This is a genomic window from Candidatus Albibeggiatoa sp. nov. BB20 (assembly GCA_016744725.1).
In the GTDB taxonomy this organism is placed as follows: Bacteria; Pseudomonadota; Gammaproteobacteria; order Beggiatoales; family Beggiatoaceae; genus Albibeggiatoa.
In genome coordinates, this window is record JADGDW010000096.1 from 7,936 (window position 1) to 18,238 (window position 10,303).

Annotated in this window: 10 protein-coding genes; 2 read left to right on the forward strand and 8 right to left on the reverse strand. The window is 38.2% G+C overall.

Features of this window, described 5'->3' with window-relative positions; genetic code table 11:
- On the forward strand, window positions 1-1,507 hold a 1,507-nt coding region (locus tag ABXH34_RS11535; RefSeq protein ID WP_353572035.1), incomplete at its 5' end, for a sensor histidine kinase.
- 372 nt (window positions 1,508-1,879) lie between these two features.
- Here ABXH34_RS11535 and ABXH34_RS11540 read toward each other — a convergent pair.
- The 6 genes from ABXH34_RS11540 to ABXH34_RS11565 all read right to left on the reverse strand — a co-directional run bounded on the left by ABXH34_RS11540 (window position 1,880) and on the right by ABXH34_RS11565 (window position 6,697).
- On the reverse strand, window positions 1,880-2,023 hold the full coding sequence (locus ABXH34_RS11540; protein ID WP_353572044.1) for a type II toxin-antitoxin system RelE family toxin: 144 nt from the start codon (window positions 2,021-2,023) through the stop codon (window positions 1,880-1,882).
- Between the two features lie 99 nt (window positions 2,024-2,122).
- Window positions 2,123-2,263 carry a hypothetical protein gene (locus ABXH34_RS11545; RefSeq protein WP_353572036.1) on the reverse strand — a complete coding sequence of 47 codons (141 nt, stop codon included), beginning with the start codon at window positions 2,261-2,263 and terminating at the stop codon, window positions 2,123-2,125.
- A gap of 162 nt (window positions 2,264-2,425) precedes the next feature.
- A complete protein-coding gene (locus ABXH34_RS11550) occupies window positions 2,426-2,689 on the reverse strand; it encodes a Txe/YoeB family addiction module toxin (RefSeq protein WP_353572037.1) in 264 nt (87 codons plus the stop codon).
- Window positions 2,682-2,921, reverse strand: coding sequence for a DUF2281 domain-containing protein (locus tag ABXH34_RS11555; protein ID WP_353572038.1), 240 nt, complete (start codon window positions 2,919-2,921; stop codon window positions 2,682-2,684). Before ABXH34_RS11555 ends, ABXH34_RS11550 begins: the two co-directional genes overlap by 8 nt.
- A gap of 45 nt (window positions 2,922-2,966) precedes the next feature.
- Window positions 2,967-5,846: an NACHT domain-containing protein gene (locus ABXH34_RS11560; protein WP_353572039.1), complete on the reverse strand. Its 2,880-nt coding sequence runs from the start codon at window positions 5,844-5,846 to the stop codon at window positions 2,967-2,969.
- 158 nt (window positions 5,847-6,004) lie between these two features.
- Entirely contained in the window at window positions 6,005-6,697 is a 693-nt protein-coding gene (locus ABXH34_RS11565; RefSeq protein ID WP_353572040.1) for a phospholipase A2 family protein, read from the reverse strand.
- Window positions 6,698-7,113: 416 nt separating this feature from the next.
- Here ABXH34_RS11565 and trxA point away from each other — a divergent pair, with 416 nt between their 5' ends.
- The gene (gene trxA, locus ABXH34_RS11570; protein WP_353572041.1) at window positions 7,114-7,977 is read left to right on the forward strand and encodes a thioredoxin; all 864 of its coding nucleotides are present in this window, start codon (window positions 7,114-7,116) and stop codon (window positions 7,975-7,977) included.
- A gap of 130 nt (window positions 7,978-8,107) precedes the next feature.
- Here trxA and parE read toward each other — a convergent pair whose 3' ends face one another.
- Together parE and ABXH34_RS11580 are read right to left on the reverse strand one after the other, a co-directional pair.
- Complete coding sequence (parE, locus tag ABXH34_RS11575; RefSeq protein ID WP_353572042.1) at window positions 8,108-9,991, reverse strand: DNA topoisomerase IV subunit B; 1,884 nt, start codon at window positions 9,989-9,991, stop codon at window positions 8,108-8,110.
- Between the two features lie 89 nt (window positions 9,992-10,080).
- The coding region (locus ABXH34_RS11580; protein ID WP_353572043.1) for a YqiA/YcfP family alpha/beta fold hydrolase at window positions 10,081-10,303 on the reverse strand (223 nt) is incomplete at its 5' end.

Genomic DNA, 10,303 nt, shown 5'->3' on the forward strand with positions numbered 1-10,303 from the left:
ATATAATTTACATAATCATTTTATTCGATTAATTATTCGAACGGGTCAACCGGGGGTCGCACCCGAGCGGACGGTGATTGATAATTATGATATTGATGATTATAAAGATAAAACCGAACTGACTGCGCAAAAATTATATACAGCGATGCGTTCTGCACTTAAGTCGTATCGAGATTTATTAATTATTGATAGTAATCGTCGTGGCCTACAACGCATTTTAGATACTACTCCTTCTCTATATAAACCTCAAAATATTACGGAATTCTTTGACAACGTTTTGCAGCATATTATTGATTTATGTCAGGACAATTTCATTGCAACCATTGCCAATAGTATCTTATTGACATCGGATAACCGTAGCGAGGCTGATGACAATGATGAGGATAATCAGCAAGTGGTAGTTCAATCTGCCACGGGGCGTTTTAGAGCTGAGTCTGAGTCTGAGTCTGAGAATCATGAAATTGAAAATATTAAAAAAATGTGCGTTGATTGCTTGCTAGGCATCGTGCCATTCAATACTTTACCAGACCACGCATTGCTTGTACCTCTTAACCGTCATGGTACACCGGTTGGTTTTATTTATTTAGAAGAAGCCAAACATTTAGGCCGCGATGATCGTAAGTTAATGCAAATCATGGCTAATCAATGTGCCGCCGCATTGGAAAATTTACAACTTTATATTGATGTGAAAGAAGCGCACCGTCAGTCATTAAATAGTTTAGCAATGGCGGAAAAAGCTCGAGTGATGGCAGAAGCTGCCAATAAGGCAAAAAGTACGTTCTTAGCTCAAATGAGTCATGAGTTACGCACACCGTTAAATGCTATTTTAGGTTATAGTGATTTTATTTATGAAGATGCCGAAGACATTGGCTATGATTATGTATTGCCTTATTTAGAAGACATTCGCAGTGCCAGTTTGAAATTATTGGCGATGATTAGTGATATTTTAGATATTTCCCAGATTGAAACGGGTAATATTCAAATTAAGCTTTCTGAATATAATATGAGTGATTTGACTGAAGAGTTGATTGATACGGCTGAACCAATGGTACGCACCAATGGTAATAAGCTGGTTTTGAAAGGATTTGAAGGCTTGGGGATTCAGTATGCGGATAAAACCAAGGTTAAACAGATTTTATTAAATTTGCTGAATAATGCAGCGAAATTTACCCGACGTGGCAAAGTATTGTTTACTGCTTCACGCTTGTCCAAGGTCATGTATGGCGAAGAAGAATTGCGTGATTGGTTCTGTTTTCAGGTGTCTGATACAGGGATTGGGATTCCATTAGAAAAAATGGAGCGTATCTTTGAGGCCTTTGGTCAAGTGGATAATTCTTCTACTCGGGAATACGATGGCACAGGTTTAGGGTTGGCAATTAGTCAGCATTACAGTCAAATTATGGGCGGTCATATTACAGTGGACAGTGATGTGGGCAAAGGTTCAACATTTACCGTTTGGTTGCCTGCACACGTGGTGATTCCAGCGAGAAAACCACTTTATGATTGAAAACAGCCTAAATATATTTTATATCTCCTCCGACAAAACTTTATACTGAACTATATCCAAAAATAAACTTTAGCTCGTTACCAAATTCTATTTGGTAATGCCTGCCTTTCAAGCTCTGCTTGCACTATTCTTGAAGCGGAGCTTCTTGTACATACACTCCCAAGCTGAGCTTAGGAGCAAGCTAATTCAACTGGCTTTGTATAGTCGTTTTATTTTAAAGTAATACAGGACTGCCAGTCCTCGCACTTAAGATAGAATTGACTATAGTATTTGGCAGGATAGTCGTAGCAGTGAAGAAATTGTACGAGAAGTTTATGCAAACCGTTCAATTTCAAGAGAGATTAGGTTATCTTTAGGGTAAAGAAATATTTATCAATACGCATCTTTTCTTTGCACGATCTGCAAAATATTAACAATTTGTTCAGCTTCTAACACTTCATAAATCACACGCCAGTCTCCAACACGATAACGATATAAACCCGATAAGCCACTGTTTTTATATTGGGATGGTGTAATGGATTTTCTTGTAAACGTTCAAAGCAACGATTTAAGCATCGTGCAAGTTGGGTATTTGCTCATGAGTAAATTTGTTCTGCTTCTGAATCAAAATATACTCTATACATTGCGTTTTATCGCTTCAAAAGAAACAGCTTTTCCTTCACGAACTCGCTTTTGTGCCGCTTTAACAAATTGTTCAAAGTTTGGAATAGATAAAAGTTCTTGAGTTGCATTTTCACTTGTATCTTCTGTGTGCAAGTTTTCTATCCATTCACGCAAACGCAAATAATCTTTATAGGGTAGGGCTTTGATTTCAGATTGAATTTATTCAACAGTGACCATGTTAAATACTCGTTTAGAATGTATTGGATAATTTTAGCACATCAGTCTTTTTTCTCAGGTGGGTCTTTAAATAATATCCTAGTAGTGGTAACAACAAGAGATAATTGTGATTTTTTCATCGTCTACTGCATAAACGAGTCTATTTGTGTCGTCAATTCGCCTAGACCAAAAGCCAGATAAATTGTCTTTGAGTGATTCAGGTTTGCCAATTCCAGAAAAAGGTTCTCGTTTTATATCTAATAGTAATTTGTTGATGCGTTTGAGTGTTTTCTTGTCCTGATTTTGCCAGTAGAGATAGTTATCCCAAGCTTTTTCCGTCCATGCAAGTAAGAAATCACTCATCTATCATTTCCCTAACGACAACTTTACCTGTTTTGTATTCTGCAATAGATTGTTCTAAATGACTGGCATTTGCTGAGCTTTGTAGTAAATATTCTGTTTCTGTTAGCTCCCTTGTTGAGCATATTTCAGATTTTCCATAACGCTGTTTAATAAAATCTATGAAATCAATTACTTCTTGTTGTGCGTGAGGTGGCAAAGCTTCAATGTCTTGGAATAGTTGAGCTTGATTCATTTGATTTTCCTTTTATGGATGATGCAATTCATTGTAGCAGATCGCTTATTTCTGTTCCTCAGGCGGGTCTTCAAATAATATCATCACGCGTTTGCCAACCACTTTTGCCATTGTGTCGCGGTCAATACCCGATGCGGTACAGATTTCGTACCATAAGGCGTAGTTTGCCCATAAATAGTCAGGACTTCCACTTTTCCTCCCTATTAATAAACTCATTGCAAAGCTTATTAGTAAATTTGGCACGTAGATACTTAAAAAAATTGGTAGCCCCAAAATGCTACCCAACCCTTCAATTAGTCTTAATCCTAATGACAAAAATAGAGTTGTTAATATTACTGATAATAGTATTTCTACCCCTAGTAATCCTATAATGATTAATCCTGTACCTGCTCCTGTGAATGCACCTATGGTTGCGCTTATAGCTGCACTTATTTCTGTTCCTGCCTTTGCTCCTATAAATATTCCTTCAACTGCTCCTAAAAATGTAAATACTATTAATATTTGTCCTAAGAACACTACCAATAAAAAACTTCTATTTTTCTGGATACGAGACTTAAATTTTTCCCAAAAATCAACTGCAACCCATAAAAATGGTTTTTGTATCCAGTGAAACGGACTGATTAATGTTGCTAACAGTTGTTTTGATAAAGGGCCTTTTTCTACAATGCCAGAGTTTTGTAAATGAGTAATTAACATTTCAGAAAAAAAGTTACGTATTTCTTTATGTCTTAAAATATGTATTTTTGTCAGTTTAAATGCTTGTTTGAACGACGCTGCAATCCGTTTTTCCTCATTACTCAATTTAGCTCGCATCGTCCAATCGGCATAAGTCTTCCCAGCCAAAAATTCCATAAACGATTTATGCGAAAATTGAAACGTATTTGGTTTAGTTAAATCCGTTACTAATAAACCACAAGCCCGCACATCAGTTAAAATAGATTCAATTGCTTTATTTCGATTATGCTCAAAATCCAAACGCTGTTTTAATGGCTTACGCTTGCGGGCTTCATAGCTTGGCAACACGGCACACACTGATTTTTCGGGAATACAATCGATTAAACGTCTAGTCACTTTTTCTAAATCTTGACTGGTAATCTGATTAGGCAAATTCTGTGCAGCCATATACACAGCGATACCTTGCATAAAATAAGTCCGCTCAGCACTGCTTAAACGGCTAAATTCTTTACTCGTTTGACCTGCTTTGCGTAATTCCTTGCTCAATTGGCGTTCATTGGTTTTCTGAATAAACAAATCCATTACATAAGCCGAATTAATCCTATCTTTATGCTGCGATAAATTCGCCTCTTTCCAAATACTGGCAACCATACGCAAAGCAGAAGGACGTGAAACCACCTCTAAAAAATTAGGATTGGTTTGTGCCAAATCTAAGATTTCCTGCTGCACACCTGCTTGCAATGTGGTTAAATTGCGTAAACAAAGCTTAATTTGCTCTGAATGAAACGGTACAAGATAAGCCACCTGACAATACGGTAACGATTCACTGGGCTGCTGAATCAACAACGCCTGCTCCAACTCCTTCTCATCAAAAAAGAAATTGGGTCGTCCTGTAAACAATACTTTCGACTTATCATGCGCAAATAACCACAATGATTCAAAATGGCGCAATCGCATCTCCCGATCACCCGCCAAATCCACCTCATCAAATCCCTCAAAAATCACCAACAACCGACCCGCTAACAACAACTGCATCATCGCACGCGGATTAATATTAAAACCCTGTTTCCAAGTGCTAAACATTTCCTCAGGCGACAAATTACGCGGACTTTTTCCACGCAACTCAATAATAATCGGTACTCGAACAGATTTATCTTGCTGATACTGCTTTAACAAACGATAACTTAACATCTGCGACAAGGTGCTTTTACCATAACCATATTCACCCAAAACCGATAAATGACGCTGACTATTTTCCGCTAACCACGCCATGATAAACGCTTCAATATCCTGCTGTCGTTCACCGCTTTTTAACTTAAAATCTGAAATCGTATACATCTGTTCCAAACTCAAATCCAAATCTGCAAACCGACCCTGCGACACAATGCGTCTGAGATAATTTAAATAACTATCAAAATTCACCAAATCATCCAATAACTGCGACTCAGTAAAATAATCCACCTGATAATCATAAAATGTCGTAGATTCAATGGGCTTATACTCAGTCTCTAAAGCAATCACAATCCGCGTACTCGATTTAGCCACAGTTTGCACTTTCTGCACATAATTGATTAAAGCTAAAAGCGTTTCATTATCAGGCATATAAGATAAACAAGCTAAAACCAAACGCTCCTCAGTGTGTAAATGCTTTACGATCCAACACTGATGCGTTTCATGCCAATCATTGTCTTCAAAAAACTCATATTCTGGATGCTTTAAATTCCACAACTCACTCACGCGCTGATGCCAAGCAGGTGATTCTGGCGGCTCAAAACGAGCTTGAGCTTCTTCGGCTTTATCCTGAGAAATCGTGATTTTCTCTGCTCTAAACCGATCCTGAATTAACGCAAAACTATCCGTAAAAATGAAAATCGGAGAATCTACAATATCGCCTTTTTGCCGTCCAAATTGCAGCACCGATTGCTGACCTGACCAGTTTTTATAAAACAGAAATAAGACATAGTAGGCAGCCAACAATACAATGACTGATAAAATTTGACCTTCAGCAGTTGCGGATTGTGTTGAATAAGATGGATCAAACAACTTTACAATAATGTCAAAAGCAAATTGCCATAAAGTCTGTTGAGCGGATAAACTGGAAATAAGAAGCAAGGAAGAGAATACGATGAAGTTAGCCACCGTAAATGCAAATCGCTCACGGGTATAGCTTTGTGCCTTAAGCCAATAATAAAAAGCAAAACATGCTGAAATGAGGGTAGTGATTAAAAAAAAGAGGGCTAGAATGGACATGCTTATCTCGCTAAAGCATTTAATATCTGAAAATGATTTTTTACCTATTCTATCCTATTTTTTTACTTTCAAACAGTTTGAGCTAGCTTGAGAAAAATCAAACTCTGCGCCATAAGCAAAACTTCACTAAATGACGCATCTCGAAATCATTTACCAAACTATGGTGTATTCCCCAATTTTTGATCGACTTCAATTAAATCATATTTTGGATGGTCAACACGTAATACAATACTATAAGTGCTACCTAAATCACTGATGGATGGATAAATGCCACTTGTGCCCACACACTCAGTTGCGGTATCTCCAACTTTTACATTGATTTCATAAAAATCAGGTTCATTATCAATAAGGTCGCCATTTTTTGAATATAAAATTAAATCATATTCCGTATTAACAACCCCGTTATTTCTAAAAGTCACACACGCTTCAAACTCATCATCTCCCCAAAATGAATCAATACGTCTGGCATTTACTTGCAAAATTTCACCTGAAACAATACCCGTTTTAGAGGTTTCACCAAATTGAGAAACGGCATCATGATATAGAAATGCAACCTGCTCACAGTAACCTTGCAACAAACTGGGATAACTTTGACAAGAAGCAATGAGGTTTCCCAAAAATTCATCATCACAAGTCCGTTGTGACTGATTGCCATCTTCATAACAAACATCATGTAAATTACAGGCAGATTCATAAGTGGCAAAAGCATCAAAGTATGAAACAAAAGGGAATGGCCCATCAGGTACTAAAAGTCCACTGCCATCAGCACCACATCCATTTGCAGCATACACACTCGAATTAAACCAAACTAAGCTGATTAAAACCAAAAAACGATAATATTTCATATTCATACATACTACTCCTTTAGGTCTATTGTAAATTATGGAAATAAAAGAACTTTCTGACTTTGACTTGAAAATATAATAAATCATTAATGGAAAAAAACAAATACAGATTTAAAAGTACGTTTTTAGCTGAAAACCCATTTTAAGTTACGATAGAGCCTCATTGTAAATAATTCCAATTTAATTGATGACTCGGATACTTTTTAAAATGTAAATTAAAATCAAATAATTACAGAAATCAGATTAGTGGCTGTAATTTATTGAAATACTTTTCTAAAATGCTGTTTAAAGAATTGCTTGATAAAATCATCAACAACGGCTTTGCTGCTAAAACCTCCGAACTTTTGCATTATTCATTGAATTTCCCGCTTTATAACGCCATATCCTATCGCATTCTTTCACAAGCAAATAAAGGCTTAGTTATGAATGAACTTGATTATATTGTCACGGTTGATGTTAATAATTTTCAGCAACAAGTTATTGACCGTTCGGTACAAGTACCTGTTTTAATTGATTTCTGGGCTGAATGGTGTGCGCCTTGCCAATCGTTAATGCCCATGTTGATGGGATTGGCTGAAGAATATCAAGGACAATTTGTGCTGGCGAAAATCAATATTGATGAACAGCAAGATTTAGCCCAACATTTTGGGATTCGCAGTGTGCCGACATTAAAATTATTCCGACATGGTGAAGAAGTCGAAGAAGTGATGGGTGCTCAACCTGAAACAGTATTTCGCGCCATGATTGATAAACATCGGGAACGGCCAGCAGATAGAATTCGTATACAAGCAGTTCATGCACAACAGTCTGGAGATTACACCCAAGCGGCCGACTTATTAAAACAAGCGATTGAATCAGAACCCGATTATTATGTCTTAAAATTTGATTTGGCTAATGTGTATTTAGAAAATAACCAAATGTCTGAAGCACAAGCTATTTACGATAGTTTACCCGCCAATATTCAAACTGATCCTGAAGGAATTGCGCTGCAATATCAATTGGATTTATTGAGTGTGATTGTCGATGCACCAAGTTTGGAACAGTTGCAGCAAATGGTGGCCAGTGATGATAAAAACTTACAAGCTTTGCATCAATTGGCAGTGCGAAAAGTGGTTATAGGTGAATATGAACAAGCTATGGCGGATTTTTTAACTTTGATGAAACGTAATCGTAAATTTGAACAAGATGCGGGGCGCAAAGGTTTAGTTTCGGTATTTGCGATTTTAGGTAATCAAAATGAATTAGTGAAACGCTATCGCAGCAAAATGTCTTCTTTATTATATTAAGCCTGTCTTATATTTCGATAGGGCGCTGCTTGTTAGACAATAGTCGATTCCTTATTCATGGTTGGACTGCTAATCCTTGAAAGACTGGCAGTCTCAACACATAAAATACAGCAAAGCCGTGAACGAATATTTATAAAGCAGCTAAATTACCCTTTTGTTCTAACCATGTTTTTCGATCAGATGCGCGTTTTTTCGCTAACATCATATCCATGATTAAATCCGTTTCTGCGGCCTGATCTAAACCAAGTCGAAGCAAACGCCGCGTGTCCACTGCCATTGTGGTCTCACGTAATTGCAAAGGATTCATTTCACCCAAACCTTTGAAACGTTGCACATTGACTTTGCCTTTTTTCTTTTCAGCACTAATACGATCTAAAACACCCTGTTTTTCTTCATTATTCAGCGCGTAATATACCGTGTTGCCTATATCAATTCGATACAATGGTGGCATCGCCACATAAATATGTCCAGCCATCACCACATTAGGAAAATGTTTAACAAATAAAGCACATAACAACGTCGCAATGTGTGCTCCATCTGAATCCGCATCGGCTAAAATACAAATCTTACCATAACGCAATTGGCTTAAATCTTCACTCTTTGGCTCAACACCTAATGCCACCGCAATATCATGCACCTCTTGAGAAGCCAGCACTTGGTTAGTATCCACTTCCCACGTATTTAAAATCTTTCCACGTAAAGGCAAAATGGCTTGAAAATGCTTGTCACGCGCTTGTTTTGCAGAACCACCCGCCGAATCACCTTCCACTAAAAATAGTTCAGTTTGATTCACATCTTGTGAGGTACAATCCGCTAATTTTCCCGGTAAGGCAGGCCCCGAGGTGGCTTTTTTACGCACCACTTTTTTGCTGTTTTTTAAACGTTTTTGCGCCGCAGCCACAATCAGTTCAGCAATTTGTTCCCCTGTTTCCACATGCTGATTTAGCCATAAACTAAACGCATCCCGCACCACACCAGACACAAATGCAGCACAAGCCCGAGAGGATAAACGTTCTTTAGTTTGCCCAGAAAATTGTGGGTCTGCCATTTTCACCGATAAAACATAAGCACAACGTTCCCAAATATCCTCAGGTGCAAGCTTAACCCCACGTGGCAATAAATTGCGATAATCACAAAATTCCCGAATTGCTTCTAACAAGCCGCTACGCAAGCCATTTACATGTGTGCCACCTTGGGCTGTGGGAATTAAATTGACATAACTTTCAGTGATTAAATCACCTTCTTCCACCCATAATAAGGCCCAATCAACCGCCTCAGTCTCAGCGGAAAAAGTGCCGATAAAAGGCTTTTCAGGCAAAATAATATGACTTAGGTAGTTTTCTGCTAAATAGCTGTTAATCCCCTGTTGATAGCACCAAGAGTATTTTTCTGAAGTCTGTTCATTACTAAAATTAACCGTTAAGCCTGTACATAACACCGCTTTGGCTTTAAGTAAGTGCATCAAATGCGCAACCGCAAATTTAGCCGAGTCAAAATAGCTGGGATTAGGTAAAAACCGAATCATCGTACCCGTATTGCGTTTGGAAACGGTATCGATTTCGGTTAATTCTGAGGTTTTCTCGCCATTAGCTAATGTCATCTGATAGACTTTGCCATTACGCTTAATGGTGATTTCTAAATGATTGGATAGCGCGTTAACCACCGACACGCCCACACCATGCAAACCGCCAGAATATTGATAATTTTTATTGGAAAACTTACCGCCTGCATGTAAGCGAGTTAAAATCAATTCAACGCCACTCACGCCTTCCTCAGGATGAATATCAACAGGCATTCCGCGTCCGTTATCTTTCACCGTGACGGAATGATCTAAATGGAGGATCACATCAATTTGATTAGCATGACCTGCAAGAGCTTCGTCCACACTGTTGTCAATGACTTCTTGAGCTAAATGGTTAGGGCGGCTGGTATCGGTGTACATGCCGGGCCGTTTTCTTACCGGATCTAGCCCCGTAAGTACTTCGATGGCATCAGCGTTGTAAGTGTCACTCATGAACTAATTCTCATTGCGTTTCGGCTTCGATTTCTGCCTAGTAAAGGGTTAATTGGAAGCACGGAATTTTTCTGCGACCCAATAGTATTTTATCGCTTATTTTGGCCAATTCTTGATAGGAAGAAGTCAAACATGAGAGGTACTTCATGTTCGAAACCGTCATAGCTATGGCTACCATTCTCATGCACTACACATTGATCTGGCCCAAACTTTTCGAGCGCCTGTCGATAGTCTAGTGTCTCATCTCCTTTCTGCAAGAAGACTTTGAAATTTTTCGGCTGAGACAGCGCCTCGACCTCTATTCGTCTAAGC